At 40.6% G+C, this 20,747-nt stretch carries 14 protein-coding genes and 2 tRNA genes; 12 read left to right on the top strand and 4 right to left on the bottom strand.

The features are described from left to right. Window positions 1–191: 191 nt before the first annotated feature. Together FLJC2902T_RS10085 and FLJC2902T_RS10080 are read right to left on the bottom strand one after the other, a co-directional pair. Window positions 192–590, bottom strand: coding sequence for an ExbD/TolR family protein (locus FLJC2902T_RS10085; protein ID WP_035629494.1), 399 nt, complete (start codon window positions 588–590; stop codon window positions 192–194). Beyond that, the gene (locus FLJC2902T_RS10080; RefSeq protein ID WP_023579683.1) at window positions 571–1,284 is read right to left on the bottom strand and encodes a MotA/TolQ/ExbB proton channel family protein; all 714 of its coding nucleotides are present in this window, start codon (window positions 1,282–1,284) and stop codon (window positions 571–573) included. Before FLJC2902T_RS10080 ends, FLJC2902T_RS10085 begins: the two co-directional genes overlap by 20 nt. Window positions 1,285–1,420: 136 nt before the next feature. Between FLJC2902T_RS10080 and FLJC2902T_RS10075 the strand changes: the two genes are divergently transcribed. The 3 genes from FLJC2902T_RS10075 (at window position 1,421) to FLJC2902T_RS10065 (ending at window position 2,895) form a co-directional block, all read left to right on the top strand. Further along, window positions 1,421–2,635, top strand: a complete 1,215-nt coding sequence (locus FLJC2902T_RS10075; RefSeq protein WP_023579682.1) for a bifunctional folylpolyglutamate synthase/dihydrofolate synthase — start codon at window positions 1,421–1,423, stop codon at window positions 2,633–2,635. A 71-nt stretch (window positions 2,636–2,706) separates the two neighbouring features. Beyond that, window positions 2,707–2,784: transfer RNA gene (locus tag FLJC2902T_RS10070), tRNA-Val, on the top strand. 36 nt (window positions 2,785–2,820) lie between these two features. After that, a tRNA-Val gene (locus FLJC2902T_RS10065) sits at window positions 2,821–2,895 on the top strand. A gap of 158 nt (window positions 2,896–3,053) precedes the next feature. Here the strand turns inward: FLJC2902T_RS10065 and FLJC2902T_RS10060 are convergent. Continuing rightward, entirely contained in the window at window positions 3,054–4,337 is a 1,284-nt protein-coding gene (locus FLJC2902T_RS10060; RefSeq protein ID WP_023579681.1) for a UDP-N-acetylmuramoyl-tripeptide--D-alanyl-D-alanine ligase, read from the bottom strand. Between the two features lie 76 nt (window positions 4,338–4,413). After that, the gene (gene gldJ / locus FLJC2902T_RS10055; protein WP_035678241.1) at window positions 4,414–6,126 is read right to left on the bottom strand and encodes a gliding motility lipoprotein GldJ; all 1,713 of its coding nucleotides are present in this window, start codon (window positions 6,124–6,126) and stop codon (window positions 4,414–4,416) included. 211 nt (window positions 6,127–6,337) lie between these two features. Between gldJ and porU the strand changes: the two genes are divergently transcribed. The 9 genes from porU (at window position 6,338) to FLJC2902T_RS10010 (ending at window position 20,735) form a co-directional block, all read left to right on the top strand. Next, entirely contained in the window at window positions 6,338–10,249 is a 3,912-nt protein-coding gene (gene porU / locus FLJC2902T_RS10050) for a type IX secretion system sortase PorU (protein WP_023579679.1), read from the top strand. Window positions 10,250–10,288: 39 nt separating this feature from the next. After that, window positions 10,289–11,494, top strand: coding sequence for a type IX secretion system outer membrane channel protein PorV (gene porV / locus FLJC2902T_RS10045; protein WP_035678278.1), 1,206 nt, complete (start codon window positions 10,289–10,291; stop codon window positions 11,492–11,494). Between the two features lie 72 nt (window positions 11,495–11,566). Beyond that, entirely contained in the window at window positions 11,567–12,049 is a 483-nt protein-coding gene (gene cdd, locus FLJC2902T_RS10040; RefSeq protein WP_035678239.1) for a cytidine deaminase, read from the top strand. 96 nt (window positions 12,050–12,145) lie between these two features. Further along, on the top strand, window positions 12,146–13,144 hold the full coding sequence (pdhA, locus tag FLJC2902T_RS10035; RefSeq protein ID WP_023579676.1) for a pyruvate dehydrogenase (acetyl-transferring) E1 component subunit alpha: 999 nt from the start codon (window positions 12,146–12,148) through the stop codon (window positions 13,142–13,144). A gap of 6 nt (window positions 13,145–13,150) precedes the next feature. Continuing rightward, window positions 13,151–14,755: a pyruvate dehydrogenase complex dihydrolipoamide acetyltransferase gene (locus FLJC2902T_RS10030; protein ID WP_023579675.1), complete on the top strand. Its 1,605-nt coding sequence runs from the start codon at window positions 13,151–13,153 to the stop codon at window positions 14,753–14,755. 68 nt (window positions 14,756–14,823) lie between these two features. Then, on the top strand, window positions 14,824–15,501 hold the full coding sequence (locus tag FLJC2902T_RS10025) for an SDR family NAD(P)-dependent oxidoreductase (RefSeq protein ID WP_023579674.1): 678 nt from the start codon (window positions 14,824–14,826) through the stop codon (window positions 15,499–15,501). A 5-nt stretch (window positions 15,502–15,506) separates the two neighbouring features. Continuing rightward, window positions 15,507–16,106: a SprT-like domain-containing protein gene (locus FLJC2902T_RS10020; RefSeq protein WP_023579673.1), complete on the top strand. Its 600-nt coding sequence runs from the start codon at window positions 15,507–15,509 to the stop codon at window positions 16,104–16,106. 45 nt (window positions 16,107–16,151) lie between these two features. Next, window positions 16,152–17,216, top strand: a complete 1,065-nt coding sequence (locus FLJC2902T_RS10015) for a mannose-1-phosphate guanylyltransferase (protein WP_023579672.1) — start codon at window positions 16,152–16,154, stop codon at window positions 17,214–17,216. Window positions 17,217–17,231: 15 nt separating this feature from the next. Further along, window positions 17,232–20,735, top strand: coding sequence for a T9SS type B sorting domain-containing protein (locus tag FLJC2902T_RS10010; protein ID WP_023579671.1), 3,504 nt, complete (start codon window positions 17,232–17,234; stop codon window positions 20,733–20,735). The last annotated feature ends 12 nt before the right edge of the window (window positions 20,736–20,747 follow it).

Raw genomic sequence — 20,747 nt, 5'->3', positions numbered from 1 at the left:
TTTTTGTTTTCAGTATATTTCTGAAAGGAGATAAAAGATGTGTAAAAGAAATTCCAGTTATGAAAAACAAAGCCCCTAGCCCCGATAGTAGCGGCATCCTTTTACAGAAAATCCCACCATGCTGCAGCGTGGTGGGATTTTCTGTAAAAGATATAGCGTATAGCGGGATAAAGCTCCTGATGAAAATAACTTTACTTCGAAGCGCTCGTGGCTATCACAAATTTCAGATTGTTTTTCACCCCAATCTGTAATACGTCCACTAAATCCTGAACCTGTAAGTTGTAAGGAATACGCACCACTACGGCTTGTTCTTTGTTGTCGCCGATTTTGGTTAGCAATTCTTTTTCCAGTTGATCGAAAGGGACTTCCTGTTTGTCAAGGAAAAAGCGTTTTTCTTCCGTTACGGAAAGACTGATGAGCTGCTTGTTGGTCTTTTCGTTGTTTTTCGATTTGGGAAGCGTCATTTTAATCACGTTCGGATTCGCCAAGGTCGAAATAATCAGAAAGAACAGCAGCAGGAAAAACATGATGTCACTGAGCGAACTCGTGGCAACTTCTGCATGAAATCTTTTATTTCGTTTTATCGGCATTTGGTCTCTGGATTATGTTAACGAATTCCAATACGTGTCTTTGCATGTTCAAGGAGTAGTTGTCGATCATGCTGTTGTATAAGTGATACGCCGAATAAGCGATAATACCCACGATAAGTCCGGCACCACTACTGATCATTTTCTCATACAAACCTCCGGAAATGTTTCCGATACTGATGTTTTCTGTCACCGAAATGCTGTAGAAGATCTTGATTACTCCGGAAATCGTTCCGATGAAGCCAAGGGTAGGGGCGATACCGGCGATTAGTCCTAAAACACCCAGTTTTTTCTCCATTTCGCCAATTTCGATGTTGGCCATTTTTTCCATGTTGGATTCGATTTCGGCAATAGGACGGCCAATGGTTTGGATTCCTTCTTTGATTACAATGGCTGAAGCAGCTCCGTCGCGTTCTGCAGAAGAAATTGCCATATCAATGTTTCCGGCATTCAAATGGGTACGGATATCCTTCATTAAATGCGGATCGGTTTTCGTCGCCTTTTTGATGTACATGAATCGTTCGATGATGATGTAAATCGTATAGAACAGCAAAACAGCAATCGGAATCAGGAAAATACCCCCTTTTAAAATGAATTCCAACACGGAAATTTCGTTGTCTTTTATCACATTTTGCACTACAGCGCCTGTGGCCTGTGTGAGGGTGTCATTTTGTACTTGTAAAAAAAATCCAGTCATAAATTCTAAAGTAGCTATAATTTATTTTAAAAATAGTCTCAATTTTGCAATAAAGATAAATTTCTATACCCTAATAAACTAAAAAAAAGTTTATTTATTTTGTGGATATGGATTTTAACAGCAAATAGTGTTCCAAATGACATATCAGGAAACTTTAGACTGGATGTTTGCTCAGTTGCCGATGTATCAGCAGCAAGGCGCTTCAGCGTATAAAAAAGATTTAACCAATACCATTTTGCTTTCGGAACATTTGGGTGCACCGGAAAAAAATGTGCAGTGCATTCATGTGGCGGGAACCAACGGAAAGGGTTCCGTTTCGTCGATGATTGCATCGGTTTTGCAGGAAGCTGGTTATAAGGTCGGATTATATACCTCCCCTCATCTGAAGGATTTTCGAGAACGTATTAAAATAAACGGAAAAGAAATCTCAGAGTCCTTCGTCGTAGATTTTATTGCTCGGAACAAGCCTTTTTTCGAGGCCAATGAACTGAGTTTTTTTGAAATGACCGTAGGTTTGGCTTTTGAGTATTTTGCTGAGGAAAAGGTAGATGTGGCTGTGATTGAAGTCGGTATGGGGGGGCGATTGGATTCTACTAATATCATCACGCCATTGGTTTCGGTTGTTACAAATATAGGGTTTGATCATACGCAGTTTTTGGGTACTACCTTGGATGCAATTGCTTTTGAAAAAGCGGGAATTATCAAACCGAATGTACCAGTGGTGATTGGCGAATATACCGATGAGACAAAACCGGTGTTTTTGGCCAAAGCCATGGAATGTGGTTCGGAGATTTATTTCGCTTCCGATTTGGTGCAGGAAGAGTATCCTTGTGGTTTGTTAGGCGATTATCAGTTGCATAACAAGAAAACGGTAGTGCAAACCATTGAAGTCTTAAAGGTGCATTTTAATGTGACGGAAGAAAATCTGGAGAGAGGCTTGCTGAACGTGGTTAGCAATACCGGTTTGTTGGGCAGATGGCAGCAGATTCATTCGCATCCTAAAGTAATTTGCGATACGGCGCACAACAGTCACGGACTTACAATTGTTTTAAATCAGATTGCAAAGGAGCGATTTGATAAATTATATTTCGTGTTGGGCGTGGTAAATGATAAGGATTTGGATTCTATTTTGCCTTTATTTCCGAAAAATGCCAATTATTTTTTCTGCAAACCAAATATTTTGCGCGGACTTGATGAAAAAATTTTGTTGGAAAAAGCTGCTGGTTTTGGATTGAGTGGAAAAGCATGTAATTCTGTTTCAGAAGCTTATAGTGAAGCTTTGGCGGTTTCTGGGGAGAATGATTTCATTTATATAGGCGGAAGTACGTTTGTGGTTGCAGAAATTTTGTAAAATAATTTTGCAGAAGTAAAAAATACCGCTATATTTGCACCCACAATAACAGAGAATGTTATTCGATAAAAGGGCGATTAGCTCAGCTGGTTCAGAGCACCTCGTTTACACCGAGGGGGTCGGGGGTTCGAACCCCTCATCGCCCACCACTTTTATCACTACTTACTGATAATACAAGAATTATCGGGCGATTAGCTCAGCTGGTTCAGAGCACCTCGTTTACACCGAGGGGGTCGGGGGTTCGAACCCCTCATCGCCCACAAATGAAAACTCCGCAAGAAATTGCGGAGTTTTTTATTTTGTGAATATCTGGTTTTTATTTTCTTCAGATATTTGGCTTTAAAAATGTCTTTTGTGTTAGATGCGGTTTTCGTAAACAAACAAAAAAAACACTGCTAACCGCAGTGTTTTTTTGTTTTTATATTAGATCTAATGTTCTTTCCAGTGCCATGCCACGAGAGCCTTTTATTAGTATTAGTTTTTCAGTTGGTTTGCTGTTTTGAAAAGCGACTGAGAAAGATTCAAAGCTTTCATAGAAATGCAGATGCGGATTTTCGGTTTTATTCGAATAAAAATCTTTGCCGACAAAATGAGTTTCGATTTGCGGTTCATTAACGAGTGATTCTACTACTTTTTTATGTTCATCGAGACTTTCTTTTCCCAATTCAAACATGTCTCCTAAAACAGCTATTTTGTTAGTGCCATCCAATTGAATGAAATTCTGAATTGCCGCGGCCATACTGCTCGGATTAGCATTGTAAGCATCCAGAATGATCTGGTTTCCGTTTTTCTCTGTTAGTTGGGAACGGTTGTTTGTTGGGGTGTAGTTTTGAATAGCGTCTTTGATGTCTGCTGTGTCAACATTAAAGTAAGTTCCTATAGTAATTGCCGCATTAATGTTGTTGGCATTGTAAATCCCGATTAAATGGGAATCGATTTCCTCGTTCTTAAATCCTATTTTGACCATTGGATTAGCGGAAACACTGTTAATTTGTATATCGCCATCTGTGGTAACAGAAAAAGTGAAACGGGATAGGTTCTCTGTTTTTTCTTTCTGGATTTTATCGTCAAGATTCACGAAGGCTGTCTTGTGATTTTTTTCGAGGTATTCGTATAATTCGCTTTTTCCTTTGATAACGCCTTCCGTGCTCCCGAAACCTTCCAGATGTGCTTTTCCGAAATTGGTTATATAGCCGTAATCCGGTTCGGCGATTTTGCAGAGCAGTTCTATTTCTTTTTGATGATTGGCGCCCATTTCAACAATGCCAAGATCTGTGTCTTCGTCGAAGGAAAGTAGTGTTAACGGAACACCGATATGGTTGTTTAGGTTGCCTACGGTTGCTTTGGTGTTGTATTTTTTTGAAAGAACGGTGTTTATTAATTCTTTCGTGGTTGTTTTTCCGTTACTTCCGGTCAGAGCGATTATGGGTAAACCCAGTTCGTTTCTGTGATGATGTGCTAATTCTTGTAAAGCGGTGAGGCTGTCCGGAACTAAAATCATTTTGTCTTCGTCGGTGAGAAATTTTTTATTGTCAATTATTGCAAAGGCTGCTCCTTGGTTTAAAGCTTGTTGAGCAAATTCGTTGGCATCGAAGTTGTCTCCTTTTAGGGCGACAAACAAGCAATCGGAAGTGATTTTTCGTGTATCGGTACAAACGCCGGTACTTTGTAAAAAACATTGGTAAATTTCTTCTATTTTCATAAGAATAGGGAAGTGTATAAAAAAATAAAAGCCCTAAGTTAGGGCTTTTATTGTATAGTATGAAAATTTTTCTGGATTAACCTCTTGCTTTTTTCTTGTTGTCTTTCGGACCTACTTTAGACATTGCGCAACGGAAACCGATGTAATCCGTAGCCATATCCTGAGGGTAGTATCTTCTTGAAGCAGGATCTAACCAGTAAGCTCTGTCTCTCCAAGATCCTCCTTTGTAAACTCTTGCGTCATCATTTACAAGTGTAGTTCTTTTAGAAGATTTGTCGAACTGTCTCTTCATTGTTCCTAAACTGTCAACAGAAATCTGGTGTTTAGGAGAGTCGTACATTCTTTTGTTGTCAACTGCTTTTTTATCTCCAGATTCTTCATCAGAATCTGCAAATTTGAAATAACGTGTTGATTGTTTATCACCATCTCTGTAGTTTCTGTTGTCAGAAGTTGAGAAGTTGTATCTTAAATATGTTTCGTTTTCGTCAACTGGAACCTGAGCAATCTGACCAGGGAAATTTCTAGCCATAACTTTACCGTTGCTTAAAGTGTCGTATGCTACGTTTTCTGGAGTAACCATTTCAACTTTTCCGTCTTCACCAATTTTATTTTTAGTGTAAACGTTACCTCTGAAGTAGTTGAAATCATTTGCTTCGTCGTCAACCATCGGACGGTAAACGTCTTGTACCCATTCTGCAACGTTTCCGGCCATGTCATACAATCCAAAGTCATTTGGAGCATAAGATTTAACTTTGTTGGTAATGTCAGCACCGTCATCAGACCATCCTGCGATTCCGCCGTAATCTCCTTTACCTTGTTTGAAGTTGGCTAATTGATCTCCTCTTTGGGCTCTTTTCCCGTTACGGGTGTATTGTCCGCTCCAAGGGTATTTCTTTTTACCTTTGTAAATGTTGTACTCTCTGATTCCGTTTAAAGATACAGCAGCATATTCCCATTCAGCTTCTGTAGGAAGTCTGTATTCCGGTAAGATAATACCTGTAGATCTTTGAGCAAACACGTTTTTAGGCTCGATAGTCTTGCCGTCTTTCGTTGTTTGAGGTTTAGCATTTTTTCCTTTAGCACCTTTTTTGCCACGGAAAACGATTTCTTCGTTACCGCCACGTGCAGTTGATGGGCTTGCTAAATAAGCTTCAGTACTAAATGTGTTAGTAGCGTCAACCTCGTTTACTTTGGCGTCTTTTTTCAAAAACTGTTCTCTTTCAAGTATAGCCTCATTTACACGATCCGTTCTCCATTTGCTGAATTCAGAAGCCTGAATCCAGTTAACACCTACAACAGGATAACTTCCGTATGCAGGGTGTCTTAAATAGTTGTTTGTCATCGTTTCGTTGTATCCCAAACGATTTCTCCAAACTAATGTATCAGGTAAAGCACCTGTGTAAATGTTTTTGTAATTTTCATCTTCCGGAGGAAACACGGTTTTAAGCCAAAACAAGTATTCAGCATACATCATGTTGGTTACCTCTGTTTCATCCATGTAGAATGATTGTACGTGTTGTTGGTTTGGAGTGTTGTTCCAGTCGTGCATCACGTCATCTTCCACTTTACCCATGGTGAATGTACCGCCTTCAATAGCGACCATTCCCGGAGGAGTTTCCTGCTTTTTAAATTTGTCATTGTATTGGAAACCACCTTTTTTATCGTTGATTTTCCAACCTGTTGCCTGAGAACCCCCTTTGGACGACCCTTTTTTACTACAGCTAGTAAAAGACGCTGTCAACGCTAGCGCTGCAAACATCTGTAAAGTCAAAATTCTTCTAATTTTCATACTTCAAGTAGGTAATAAATTTAGTGCCGCAATATAGTAATTAACCATTAAACAGCAACAACTTTTTTGTAAATTATTAAAAAAAATATAATTTCATGTTAAACCCTATTCTGTAAACGTTTTGCACCAATATATATTGTGTAAAATTAGTTATTAATGAAAATATTTTTTCTATTTGTAATAACTTTTGAAATAAAACGTTTTCAATATAATGAAAAAACACCTGCTTCTTATACTGCTAATGTTTCCTTTTGCTGTTTTTAGTCAGCAACGGAATGATGTTGTTGTAGATTGGAAACCTGCGACCAGTTATTATATTGATTCCATCCCATTTCTGATTCCTCAGTTTAAAGCTGAGAACTTCGAATTTAATCCGATTGAAAAAACGATAGTTTTCAGAAAACGGATTCCGGTGGCTTCTGCAGTTGATGAAAATTCCCTTGTGGTTTCAAATGTGGTTTACGAAACGATTTCAAAAGAAGATCTGAAAGACCTGTCTTTTTCGAAGCTCCCTTTAAAACTTAATGCTTCTATAGATTATACTTTGGCGCGGGACGTTAAAAGTGTAATCCTTTCTTTTTCTCCTATTATAAAGGAAGGGAATGTTGTTAAAAAGGTCAAATCTTTTTCCTTCAGTTACTCTTTTGTAACGGAATCCGGAAAAGGGGTAACTTCCAGAAGTCCGATTGTTAATTCTGTTTTGGCATCAGGTGACTGGTATCGTTTTTATATAGAGAAATCAGGAATTTATAAATTGTCCAAAAGTTTTTTACAGCAATTGGGTTTTGATACTAATGTTGATCCCAGAAGAATCAAGATTTACGGGAACGGAGGAAGAATGGTTCCTTTGTTGAATTCTGATCCGTATCCGATGGATCTTGAAGAGAATGCTGTTCAGGTAATCGGGGAAGATGACGGTTCTTTTGATGGTGATGATTATGTTCTCTTTTACGCTGAAGGTGTTGATGTTTGGAACGATGATAGTGAAACCAGTGTTAATCTGTACGATTCCAAATCCTATTATTATGTGACATCACAGGGAGGGAACGGGAAACGAATAGGATTAAATGTCCAACCGGTTGCTCCTTCGGATATGACTTTTAGCGATTTCGACGATTATCAATACCATGAAGTGGATTTGACTAATGTTGGGCGTTTGGGGAGAAAATGGGTTGGAGAAAATTTCAATATTGAAAATGTCCGGTCTTTTGATTTCAGTTTTCCAAATATAGTAACGACAGTTCCGGTAAAAATTAAAGTTAATGCGGTTTCGGCATCCTATGGTCAAAGTACTTTTAAGATCAAGGGAAATAATTCCGATTTGACTACCATGACGTTCCTTTCTTTAGATCCCGCTGTGCATGTTGCTGCGTATGAAAGGGTTTTTGAAGGTGTTTTTTCGTCATCTTCGGCAAATGTTTCTGTTCAGTTGGAATACGATAACGGCGGAGTACCTTCTTCTAATGGTTATTTGGATAATATTGCTTTGGTGGCCAAACGGAAATTGCAGGGATACGGCAAACAGTTTTTGTTCAGAAATGATTTGACCGGATCAAATATAGGCATTGGAGAATATCAGTTAATCAGTGCTTCGGGAATTTCACAGGTTTGGGACGTGACCGATATTTATAATGTAACAAAAATAGAAAATCAGGCTCAAGCCAATTTTTCCTTTAAGGTAGTTTTGGGTGATGTCAGAAAATATGTGGCTTTGGATTTAGCTGATGCTTATACGCCTCCAAGTCAGTCTGGGGGACGAATCGCCAATCAGAATCTGAAAGGAAGTATCTTTACTAATGGTCAGGGTGTGCCGGAGGATATCGATTATCTTATAGTAACGCCGTCATCATTAAAGGCTCAGGCTGAGAAGCTGGCTAATTTCCACCGGAATTATTCGCAGCTCAATGTGAAAGTTGTCGAACTTCCGCTTATTTATCAGGAGTTTTCATCCGGTAAACAGGATATCGGAGCCATACGAAATTTTATAAAATACATTTATAACAGTTACCCGACTTTTCCTTCCGAAGACGGGAAAATCAAATACGTGAATCTTTTTGGAGATGCTTCTTTTGATTATAAAAACCGGATTTTCGGTAATACCAATGTGGTTCCGGTTTTTGAAGCCTTGTTTAAGGTTGTTTCGGCAAATAACTCTACGTCAGTGAATTTCCATAATTATCTGACTTTTATGTCGGATGATTTTTTTGTTTTGATGGATGATGATGAAGGGACGATGGCGAGTCCGAAAGGGGTTGATGTGGCGGTAGGAAGAATGTTGGTGAATTCTCCTGAGCAGGCGGATCAAATGGTGAATAAAGTAATCGAGTATCACGACGAAAAGTCATACGGAAGGTGGCGGAACAAATATGTTGTTATTTCTGATGATGCTGAAAACACTTCAGATGCGACTTTGCAGCAAACACTCGATAATTTGGCAGATGAGTTGTATGTTCAGAAACCGTTTGTTAATGTTAGAAAAATACATTCCGATTCCTACATTCAGGTAACTGCAGCCGGAGGAGAACGCTATCCTTCTGTTAATGCTGATTTTATCAGTGAGCTGGAAAGTGGCGGATTGGTGTTTAATTATTTCGGACACGGCGGTGAAGACGGATTGGCACAGGAGCGTCTTTTTGATAAGGCAACGGCGCAGAATCTGAAAAACCAGTTCCGATACCCGCTGTTTGTTACAATAACGTGTGAATTTACCCGTTTTGATAATCCTTTCAGGCCTACTGCAGGCGAATACATGTATTGGAATAAGGCAGGTGGGGCGATATCGTTAATAACTACTACGAGAGAGATTGGACAAGGACCAGGTGATAATATCAATGCAGTATTGAATTCAAAGTTGTACGCCTTTGGTTCTACTAATTATGTGTCTGTTGCCGAAGCACTTCGTCAGACAAAAAACCAAGTAAGTGTCGGCGATCAAAATGTTGTTTTCTGTGTGGGTGATCCTGCGCTTAAGCTTGCTATTCCAAGACCAAAAGTAAGGTTGACAAAAATTAACGATGTGCCAATTACGTTGCCAACCGATACTCTAAAGGCATTGAGTTATGTGAAAATGGCGGGCGAAGTTGTGGATGAATTTGATAATTTGCAATCCGGTTACAATGGTGATCTGGCGGTTCAGATTTTTGATAAGGAAATAAACAGAAGTACTTTAAATAATGACGGAACTCAGGTTGTGGTTGGGTATGTTCCTGGGAGCAATCCGCCTATGCCCATTTATGGTCCTGCAATCATGAATTTTACCACTTTGGGTGAAACCATTTTCAGAGGAAACGCTTCCGTAACCAACGGGCAGTTTGAGTTTGGGTTTATTGTGCCGAGAGACATTCGTATGCCGGTAGGAACCGGGAGGGTGAGCTTTTATGCGAAAAATAATGAACCTTTGGGGGATAATACCGGTCATGATTTAACTATTAAGGTGGGTGATATCAATACGAACGCCGTTGCGGATAATTTACCACCGCGTATCCGCTTGTACATGAATGACAGATCCTTTGTTTCAGGTGGAATTACCAATGCTTCTCCGATATTTTTAGCCGATCTTGAGGATGAAAACGGAATCAACACTGCCAGCGGAATCGGTCATGATATTGTGGCAATATTGGATGGGGATGAAAATAATCCGTTCATTCTGAATGATTATTATGAGACGGAACCTAACAATTATACCAAAGGGGAAGTTCGTTACCCGTTTCGAAATTTAGCCAAAGGATTACATACGCTTACCCTGAAGGTTTGGGACGTGTATAACAACTTCGCTACGGCAGAGATTCAGTTTATTGTGATGGGTGATGAAGAAGTAGCGCTGTCAAACGTACTCAATTACCCGAATCCTTTTGTGAGCTACACCGAATTCTGGTTTTCGCATAACCGTCCCTTTGAGCAGTTGGATGTCCAGGTTCAGATTATGACGATTACCGGCAAAGTGGTTAAAACAATAAATCAATCGGTTACAACAGAAGGTTTTTTAAGTCGTCAAATCAAATGGGATGGCAGAGATGATTTCGGTGATAAAATCGGAAAAGGAGTTTATGTTTATAAACTAACGGTAAAATCATTAAGTTCGAATAAATCTGCAGAAAAGATTGAGAAACTTGTAATACTTTAAGAAAATAGTATATTTGTTAAACAAATTATAATGATAAAAATGAAGAAAATAACCATAGTCTCCCTGTTCTTGCTTGTTTTACAGTCGGTTACCGCGCAGGAAAGAGTGATTACGACAGGAGTTCCTTTTTTGTTGATTTCTGCAGATGCCCGTGCGGCCGGTATAGGTGATATGGGTGCAGCAACTTCGGCGGATGTTTTTTCGCAGCAATACAATCCTTCAAAGTACGCTTTTGCATTAAATAAATATGGTTTTTCAGTAAGTTATACGCCTTATCTAACTAGTATCGCTAATGATATTTCTTTGGGGCAGGTTACTTTTTACGATCGTTTTAATGAGAGGAGTGCTTTCGCAGCCAGTTTGCGTTATTTCGGTTTAGGTGATATCGAACTTAGAGAAACGGGAGATCCGAATGAAATTCCAAGAACGGTAAGTCCGAATGAATTGGCTTTTGATCTTTCTTACGCACTAAAATTAAGTGATCAGTTTTCCATGGGGATTGCCGGTCGTTACATACGTTCCAATTTAAAGATTCCGGATGGTAATACAGATGCTTCGGCAGCTAATTCTTTTGCGGTGGATGTTTCCGGGTTTTATCAATCGGAAGAATTTGCAATGAGTGATTTCAATGCAAGATACCGCATCGGGTTGAATCTTCAGAATATGGGGCCGAAAATTTCGTATGACGGGGAAGTGGAGCGTAGTTCAAATTTCCTTCCTGCCAATTTTAAATTAGGAAGTAGCTTTGATTTTATTTTGGATGATTACAATAAGGTGTCGGTTATCGGGGAGATAAATAAGCTGATGGTGCCAACGCCACTAGATCCTGGAGGGCCTATAGATACAAACAATGATGGGGATCTTTTGGATCCGGAGGATATTACACAATCAGAGGCATATTCTATTGCTAATGAAAAATATAGACAAATAGGCTGGTTCGAGGGAATGGTCAAATCTTTTGGGGATGCTCCCGGAGGATTCAGCGAAGAGATGAAAGAGATTGCATGGGCTTTGGGTGCCGAATACTGGTATCAGGATTCCTTTGCTTTCAGAACGGGGTATTTCCACGAGAGCCCGGAAAAAGGAGCTCGACAGTATGCTACGATTGGTGCCGGATTTAAATATAATACCGTTAAGGTTGATGTTTCGTATCTGTTCTCGACGTCGCAAGTGAGAAATCCGTTGGAAAATACACTGCGTTTCTCGCTGTCCTTCAGTTTCGGAGATGAGTATGATGAATATTAGTAGAAGCAATAAAACAATAAAAATCCAAATTCGTAATGAGTTTGGATTTTTTGTCTGTAATAATTTGATGAAATGAAGAATATTAGTGTCGTGTCGGCTTTTTCTGTTTATGATTCCGTTGAAGAACTTTCTTCGGAAACGCGTGATTTGATGGCTCAGGCCGTAGAAGTCAGAAAGCAGGCTTATGCTCCTTATTCGAAATTCAGGGTAGGTGCTGCTATTTTGCTGGATAATGGGAAGGTTGTTTTGGGTTCCAATCAGGAAAATGCCGCGTATCCGTCGGGATTGTGTGCGGAACGGGTTGCGATATTTCAGGCAGGTGCAATCTATCCGAATGCCAAAATTTTAAAAATGGCTATATCGGCAACTGCTGACGCAAAAGAGCTTTCAGAACCCATACCGCCGTGTGGTGCCTGTCGTCAGTCTATCGCGGAATACGAAATCCGTCAGGATGTGCCGATTGAGATTTATTTTATGGGTGCAGTGGGTAAGGTGTGTAAATCGGATTCCCTGAAAAATTTGCTCCCACTCCTGTTTGATAAAAACTTTTTGTAAAAAGAATAATTTAACGGATTTATATTTTCTTGTCTTAAAGGGAAGTGTTATTTTTGCCCTTCGCAAAATTGTGTAATTAAGCTTAAAAGCGCAACAATGAAACCAATCACAAAAGAAGTTTACCTTAAATGGTATGAAGACATGCAGTTCTGGAGAAAGTTCGAAGACAAACTCGCTGCATTATACATTCAACAGAAAGTTCGTGGATTTTTGCATTTGTATAACGGTCAGGAAGCGGTGTTAGCAGGTGCTTTACACGCGATGGACTTATCCAAAGACAAAATGATCACGGCTTACCGTAACCACGTTCAGCCAATCGGAATGGGGACTGATCCCAAGCGCGTTATGGCAGAATTGTTAGGGAAAGCAACCGGAACATCCAAGGGGATGGGAGGGTCAATGCACATTTTCGATAAAGAACACGGATTTTATGGTGGTCACGGAATCGTAGGGGCTCAAATTCCTGTAGGTGCCGGAATCGCTTTTGCTGATAAATATTTCAATACTGGAGGTGTAACCATGACTTATTTTGGTGATGGAGCTGCACGTCAGGGATCGTTACATGAGGCCTTCAATATGGCCATGTTGTGGAAACTTCCTGTAGTTTTCATCGTAGAGAACAATGGTTACGCGATGGGTACTTCTGTGGAACGAACCGCAAATCATACTGATATCTGGAAATTAGGTTTAGGATATGAAATGCCATGCGGACCGGTAGATGCGATGAATCCAATCAAAGTGGCGGAAGCAATGCATGAAGCGATTGAAAGAGCGCGTCGTGGCGACGGACCAACATTTCTGGAAATGAAAACGTACCGATACAGAGGACACTCGATGTCGGATGCACAACACTACAGAACCAAGGAAGAAGTTGATGAGTACAGAAAAATCGACCCAATTACTCAGGTTTTGGATATTATCAAAGAAAATAACTACGCAACCGAAGCGGAAATCGAAGCTATCGACCAAAGAGTAAAAGACTTGGTGGACGAATGTGAGAAATTTGCGGAAGAATCTCCGTACCCGGAAGTGAATCAGTTGTATGATGTTGTTTACGAACAGGAAAATTATCCATTTATTCCACATAAATTATAATCGATTATGGCAGTAGTAATTACAATGCCGCGTTTAAGCGACACCATGACCGAAGGCGTTGTGGCAACCTGGTTAAAGAAAGTAGGGGACACTATTAAAGAGGGAGATATACTTGCGGAAATTGAAACCGACAAAGCTACTATGGAGTTTGAGTCGTTCAATGCAGGAACATTATTGCATATTGGAATCCCGGAAGGCGAATCGGCTCCGGTTGATTCTCTTTTAGCGATTATAGGGGCTCCGGGCGAAGATATTTCTGCTTTATTAAGCGGAGGTGCTCCAGCTCCAAAAACAGAAGCTGCTCCCGTTGCGGAAACAAAAACGGAAGCTCCAAAAGCTGCTGCGGCTCTTCCTGCAGGAGTAAAAGTGGTAACCATGCCGCGTTTGAGTGATACCATGACGGACGGAACGGTTGCTACTTGGTTGAAAAAAGTAGGCGATACCGTTAAAGAAGGTGATATCCTTGCAGAGATTGAAACCGATAAGGCAACGATGGAATTTGAATCTTTCAATTCCGGAACGCTTTTATATATTGGTGTTAACGAAGGGCAAACAGCTCCGGTTGACAGTATTTTAGCAATCATCGGACCTGCAGGAACGGATGTTTCGGGTGTTGCTGCTAATTTTAGCGCAGGGGGTTCAGTTGAAGCTCCGGCTGTTGAAAAAGCTGTGGAAGTGAAAACAGAAACTGCTGTACCAACACAAAATACGAGCACTGGCGGAAGGGTATTTGCTTCCCCATTGGCTAAAAAAATAGCACAAGACAAAGGAATTGATTTATCTCAGGTAAAAGGTTCCGGTGAAAACGGAAGAATCGTGAAAAGCGATGTGGAAGGATTCACACCACAGGCAGCGGCTGTACAAGCGGCTTCAGCTCCTGCGGCAACAACTTCTGCACCTGCGGTAAAACCTTTCGTTCCTGCCGGAGAGAAATTCCAGGAGGAAATCAAGAATTCGCAGATGCGTAAAACGATTGCTCGTCGTTTGGCAGAATCGAAATTCACTGCGCCACATTACTACTTAACTATTGAAGTGGCAATGGATGAGGCAATGAAATCGAGAGCGGTTATCAATACGGTTCCGGATACGAAAGTGTCCTTCAATGATATGGTGGTGAAAGCCTGCGCGATGGCATTGAAAAAACACCCGCAAGTAAATTCACAATGGAGAGAAGATGCGATGGTTATCAATCACCATGTGAATATTGGGGTTGCTGTTGCCGTGGAAGACGGACTGGTAGTGCCGGTGCTGAATTTCACCGACCAGATGAGCCTGTCTCAAATCGGTGCTAACGTAAAAGATTTAGCCGGAAAAGCGAAAAACAAAAAGCTGACGCCTGCTGAAATGGAAGGAAGTACGTTTACTGTTTCTAATTTGGGAATGTTCGGAATCCAGTCGTTTACCTCGATTATTAATCAACCGAATTCTGCCATTTTATCCGTAGGAGCCATCGAAGAAAAACCGGTGGTAAGAAACGGACAAATTGTTGTGGGGAATACCATGACGGTTACTTTAGCTTGCGATCACAGAACTGTAGACGGGGCAACCGGCGCACAGTTCCTGCAAACGCTGAGACAATTTTTAGAAAATCCGGTAACAATGTTGGCATAAGCCCGTTGTTCATAATAAATTAAATCCCGTTTTGAACTTCAGAACGGGATTTTTAGTATTTTAGTTTTATGAAGAATATTATCATAACAGGAACTTCCCGAGGAATAGGGCACGAGTTGGCCTTGCAGTTTGCAGCAGCAGGGCATCAGGTTCTGTCAGTTTCCAGAAAAATAGCTCCGGAGTTGCTCGGAAATAAAAATATCAGTTGTTTAAGTGTGGATCTGTCATCGGAAGAGGATTTACAAAAGGTTTCAGATTTTATTTCGTCAACATGGAAAAAAGTGGATGTCCTTATTCATAATGCGGGTTCCCTTTTATTAAAACCTTTCGGGGAAATTTCTTCGGAAGAGTTTGAGCAGGTGTACAAAGTGAATGTTTTCGGTGTGGCCAATTTAACGCGTGTCTGTCTTCCGTACCTTCATAAGGGAAGCCATGTGGTTACAATCAGTTCCATGGGCGGTATTCAGGGTAGTATGAAGTTTGCCGGGCTTTCCGCATACAGTTCCAGTAAAGGTGCGGTGATTACGCTTTCAGAATTGTTAGCAGAAGAGTATAAGGGACAAGGTATCGCATTCAATGTATTGGCACTCGGAGCGGTACAGACCGAAATGTTACAGGAAGCTTTTCCGGGCTATGAAGCACCGATTTCCGCTAAAGAAATGGCTGATTATATTTTCAACTTTGCGCTTACCGGAAATAAATATTATAATGGGAAAGTATTGCAGGTTTCATCAACTACACCATAAAAAAAGTGAGTGAAGTACTTTTAAAATATATTCCTGAACTCGCCGTTCCTTCTTGTTTTGAATTAATCAAAGCAAATAACGTTCATCTGAAAATCGTGAATGAGCGTGTGACCCGTCATGGTGATTACAGAAGGCATCCCGATGGTTTTCATCAGATTACCGTAAATGCGAGTTTGAATAAATACCGTTTTTTAATCACTCTGATACACGAAATAGCTCATCTGGTCGCTTTTGAAAAATATGGAAGAAACATCAAACCGCATGGAGACGAATGGAAGTTAACATTCCAACGTCTGATGGTGCCGTTTATTCGTCCTGAGGTTTTTCCAAGCCAGTTGCTGCCTTTGCTGGCACGCCATTTCAGGAATCCCAAAGCAAGCAGCGATACCGATGCGACTTTATCGTTGGCCTTAAAACAATTCGATCCGTTAAACGATAAAAATTATATCTTTGAGATTCCCTACGGAAGTGTATTCCGCATTCATAACGGGAAGATATTTAAAAAAGTGGCCCTTCGCACCAAACGGTATGAATGTGTGGAAGTAAGTTCAGGAAGAATTTATCTGTTCAATCCGAATGCCGAAGTAGAGTTACTGCCCAGTTAAAACCTTAGTAACTCAGAAACTGAGTTACTCAGCAACTTAAAAAAAATGAATAAAAATTATTACGCAATAGTGATGGCTGGTGGAGTCGGTTCCCGATTTTGGCCCGTAAGTACAACAGAATTTCCGAAACAGTTTCACGACATGTTAGGAACAGGAGAAACACTGATCCAAAAAACATTCAGCCGTTTATCACAGCTTATCCCAAAGGAGAACATTTTGATCCTTACCAATGAAGTTTACAATGATTTGATTCTCGAACAACTCCCATTAGTGAAGCAGGAACAGATTGTTTTGGAACCCGCCATGCGCAATACTGCCCCGTGTATCTTATATGCGTCTCTGAAAATTAAAAAACAGAACCCGAACGCGGTTATGGTGGTAGCGCCGAGTGACCATTGGATTGAAGACGAATTGCAGTTCGTGGCGAACCTTCAACGTGCATTTGATTTCTGTGAGCGTGAAAACACACTGATGACTCTCGGAATTTTACCGACATTCCCAAATACCGGTTACGGATATATTGAGTACGATAAATTGGATTCCCGTCCGATTAAAAAGGTGGTACAGTTCCGCGAAAAACCGGATTATGCCACCGCGCGTAAATTTATTCAGTCCCGTAATTTTCTCTGGAATGCAGGCATATTCGTTTGGAGTGTTGAATCGGTTTTAAAAGCCTATGAGCATTATAGTCCGGTAATGTATTCACAGTTCATGGGTGGCTATGAAGCGTTGAATACAAACGATGAAAATCAATTCATCAAGGAAAATTATCCCAATGCTGAAAATATTTCAGTGGATTATGCCATCCTGGAAAAAGCACAAAATGTATACGTTTTACCAGCTACTTTCGATTGGAATGATTTAGGGACCTGGGGTTCATTATACGATAAATTGCCAAAAGACGATCAGGATAATGCAGTGGTAAACGCAACCGTTATACTGGAAAATGCATCTAATAATATAATTCGTACAGAAGGAAAGAAGTTGGTGGTGGTTGACGGCCTTCGGGATTTTATAATTGTTGATAAAGAAGATGTACTATTGATTTATCCGAAAGGGAAGGAGCAAGAGATTAAGAGGATAACTACGATGGCAAACCAATTGAAGTAATCCGTAAATTATTCTATGAAAAAAGCCCTTTTTATTCTTTTGTTATTGATTTCGAATATATCATTCGGGCAATTAACAAATTTTTCATTGCAGCTTACCGCTACAGATGAAACATGCAGCGGAAACGGTGTGTTGTCTTTCACCGTTTCCGGCACAACTCCCGGAGCAACTATTGTTTATAATATATACCGATTACCCGATGTAACGACTCCGATTGCAGTAACAGGCGCCAATAGTTTTACCGGGCTTGTTGCCGGCAATTACAGGGTGGTTGCAGTGCAATCGTTAGGCGCATTGTCTAATTCCCAACAACAGGACGCTACTATTGTGAGTCGGGTTAATCCGCTCCAGTATAATCTCACGTATCAAAATGTGTTATGCGGCAATGACGGTAGAATCACTGTAAATGTAACACGGGGTAATCCGGTTAATTATGAAATTATCTCTGGTCCGATGCTGTTTCCGTTACAAACTTCAAATGTATTTACGGGATTGACAACAGGAACGTATCAGGTGCGTGTTTTTGATGCCTGTGGCGACGGAATTGTTAGGGATGTTACTATTTCACGACCATCGATTCCTCATATTGATATTTTAGGTTATACTAAAGGTGATATAACTTGTAATACGGTGGAGCTCAATGTTTCCATTGCAAGTGGGACTCCTAATTTTCAAAATGTAATCGCTTACCCCATTACGGTCGAGTGTACTGTTTTTCCTCCGTCGGGTGCGCCAATTATAGTAAATCATAATGTTGCGTCAGGGAATCTGATTTCCCAGCAGCTGGTATTTCAGATACCTTTTTTTTACGATCAGTCGTATTTTTTTAATTTGAAGATTACGGATGCCTGCGGAAATGTTTATCGGCTAAACAATAATGAAGTTGATCTGCATCTGGGGTTGCTGGTAAATGAAAGGTTGGAAGATTGCGTCAAGAAAATGAAGGTGGCTCCATCCAATTTCGTTGCACCATATACCGTTACTTTTTTGTCATCACCAACCGGATTTAATCCGACAACATTTAATCCGAATCATCCGGGACCGTTTAACGAGTCGATTGAGTATTTTAATATGAGTACACCATATCCGGAAGGTAACTACTCTGTTCGGGTTACGGATGCCTGTGGCAGAACGATAACCACAAATTATGTGACTCAACAGATTCCTTTGATTTTCAATGTAAATGAATTTGATGAGGGGTGCGGTAAAAAACTAGTGATTCAGGTGGCGGCGGACGTGGATTTTACTGTCGAATTCGTATCTTCTCCGGCCGGTTTTAACCCTTTGTTGTTCAATTCGTCGCATCCCGGCCCTTTTACCAATGTAGCAGAGTATTATAATTCGGCAACGGCTTACCCTGAGGGGACCTATGTGATTAAGCTTACCGATGAATGCGGAAGAACCGCCACGCGAACATATACGACACTTCCCCTCACTCCTTCACCGTTATCCGCATCTTATTTGCCGGGTTGCGAAGTGGGGAAAGGATCAGTAAAGTTGTGGATGAATGAGCATTTCCAACGTGTTTTTATTGAATCAGCACCAATGGGTTTCGGACATGCATTGCCGTATGATGTGAGTCAGAACATAGATATTACGGATACTCATGGTTTTTCAATGAATTCACTTCCGGCAGGTAGCTATACTTTCAGAATAGTTGATACCTGTAACAGGACACGACTGGAAACCATTACGATTAGCGGACTCCAGATTTATTCGAATCAGGTTACGGTTACAGAACATTGCAGTTCTTTTGATGTTTATCTGAATTATGCTTCCAACGCCTCCCCAAACAATTTTTGGCTGCAAAAATATAATTCCCTATTGAACCGATGGGAGCATCCCCAGACCGGTTTTTTTGACGGTTTGAGTCCGAGTATGTCCAATGCGATACTGTTGAATAACTACGTTAATAATGCGAACCTCAGTTATATGGGGCAATTCAGGGTAGTGAATACGTTTAATGTGTACGGTAATGCCGGGGGAATGTTGGTTTGTGAAAATATAATTAAGGAGTTTGACTACCAGAGCGGTCCTGAAATTGAGAACATTTACAGTTATTCCTGTTCGGATAATTCGTTTGATGTCATCGTGGATGCGCTTGGAGCGGATCCGTTGCAATACCGAATCACGGTTAAAGACGGTCAGCCTTTTGTGGTTAACAATAATAATTCACCCGCATTTACAGGATTGCAACCCGGGATTTATAATTTTCAGATAGAAGATGCCTGTGGGAATATATTGAACAGGGTGTATGATATCAGTTCTCCGGTAAGTTTTTCAATTACGGCAGATAATCTGTGTAACGGACAAACGGGGTCCTTAGTGGTTCCTAATTTTCCCTTTCTGAATTACGAATGGTGGAAGGATAATAATACAACAGCGATTCTCAGTACTTCAAATGTTTTAACTCTGCCTAATTTTAATTTGGCGACTCATTCCGGGGTTTATCACGTAAGAATAACAAATCCGGGTAATCCCAATTCGTGTTTGAACAGTGTGTTGGATTTTACGATTTCAAACCAACTGAATACTCCTCAGGCCGGAACGGGTAGCACAGTGAATCTTTGCGGTACTCAGGGAACATTAAATTTGTTCAGTTTTTTGAGCGGGAATTACGATAATTTCGGTGAATGGGAAGAGGTGACTTCAAGCGGTATGCTGATGAATCACTTTTGGAATACTTCCGGAATCGTATCAGGAACTTATACATTCAGGTATAGGGTTAATGGGCTGTGTGGAAGCAGTTCGGAAGCACTTGTACAAATTCAGATTAATCCGATTCCGTTAAGTCCAGATGCAACTGGAGATAATGTGATTTGTGAAGGTGAAACGCTGCAGCTTTTTGCATCGGATGTGCCGGGAGTTACTTACCAATGGACCGGACCAAACGGGTTTTCGTCTAATGATCAGAACCCTGAATTGGATGCTGTAACGATTTTAAATCAAGGAACATATACTGTTTCGGCAATTCAGGATGGATGTGAATCTGTATCCGACTCTGTTGAGGTTACGGTTAACAGTTTGCCTTATTTTTCGGCTAAAGACAGTTGTCAGGATAATTTGACTTTCATTACCGCAACAATGATTAATCCGGAAATCAATTTGGACACACTCACCTTTACATGGACCTACCCGGACGGAACCGTTCAGAACGGAAATCCGATTAATGTGAGCGGAAACGTAACCGGTCTTTATACACTTACTGTTGCAAATGCCGACGGTTGTTCTGTTACCCAGACAGTTCCTCTTGCCTGTACAAATTGCGGTATTCCGAAAGGGGTTTCACCAAATGACGATGGTTTGAATGATAATTTCGATTTGTCCTGTCTGAGCGGAATCACCAATGTAAAAATATTCAACCGATACGGAGTGACCATTTTTGAAAAAGACGGTTATGTAGACGATTGGACAGGTGAAGATTATAACGGAAATCTATTGCCGGCTGCCACTTATTATTATGTTGTAAGGTTTGATAGCGGCGATGTGAAAACCGGTTGGGTGTATCTGAACTATTAAACAAAAAATATA

Source organism: Flavobacterium limnosediminis JC2902 (assembly GCF_000498535.1).
In the GTDB taxonomy this organism is placed as follows: Bacteria; Bacteroidota; Bacteroidia; order Flavobacteriales; family Flavobacteriaceae; genus Flavobacterium; species Flavobacterium limnosediminis.
This window is presented reverse-complemented; position numbering and strand designations above follow the sequence as displayed.

What these genes read in the sequence shown, in the direction of transcription:
- FLJC2902T_RS10085 (WP_035629494.1), bottom strand. Translation starts at nt 590, where the DNA reads ATGCCGATAAAACGAAATAAAAGATTTCATGCAGAAGTTGCCACGAGT.
- FLJC2902T_RS10080 (WP_023579683.1), bottom strand. Translation starts at nt 1,284, where the DNA reads ATGACTGGATTTTTTTTACAAGTACAAAATGACACCCTCACACAGGCC.
- FLJC2902T_RS10075 (WP_023579682.1), top strand. Translation starts at nt 1,421, where the DNA reads ATGACATATCAGGAAACTTTAGACTGGATGTTTGCTCAGTTGCCGATG.
- FLJC2902T_RS10060 (WP_023579681.1), bottom strand. Translation starts at nt 4,337, where the DNA reads ATGAAAATAGAAGAAATTTACCAATGTTTTTTACAAAGTACCGGCGTT.
- gldJ (WP_035678241.1), bottom strand. Translation starts at nt 6,126, where the DNA reads ATGAAAATTAGAAGAATTTTGACTTTACAGATGTTTGCAGCGCTAGCG.
- porU (WP_023579679.1), top strand. Translation starts at nt 6,338, where the DNA reads ATGAAAAAACACCTGCTTCTTATACTGCTAATGTTTCCTTTTGCTGTT.
- porV (WP_035678278.1), top strand. Translation starts at nt 10,289, where the DNA reads ATGAAGAAAATAACCATAGTCTCCCTGTTCTTGCTTGTTTTACAGTCG.
- cdd (WP_035678239.1), top strand. Translation starts at nt 11,567, where the DNA reads ATGAAGAATATTAGTGTCGTGTCGGCTTTTTCTGTTTATGATTCCGTT.
- pdhA (WP_023579676.1), top strand. Translation starts at nt 12,146, where the DNA reads ATGAAACCAATCACAAAAGAAGTTTACCTTAAATGGTATGAAGACATG.
- FLJC2902T_RS10030 (WP_023579675.1), top strand. Translation starts at nt 13,151, where the DNA reads ATGGCAGTAGTAATTACAATGCCGCGTTTAAGCGACACCATGACCGAA.
- FLJC2902T_RS10025 (WP_023579674.1), top strand. Translation starts at nt 14,824, where the DNA reads ATGAAGAATATTATCATAACAGGAACTTCCCGAGGAATAGGGCACGAG.
- FLJC2902T_RS10015 (WP_023579672.1), top strand. Translation starts at nt 16,152, where the DNA reads ATGAATAAAAATTATTACGCAATAGTGATGGCTGGTGGAGTCGGTTCC.
- FLJC2902T_RS10010 (WP_023579671.1), top strand. Translation starts at nt 17,232, where the DNA reads ATGAAAAAAGCCCTTTTTATTCTTTTGTTATTGATTTCGAATATATCA.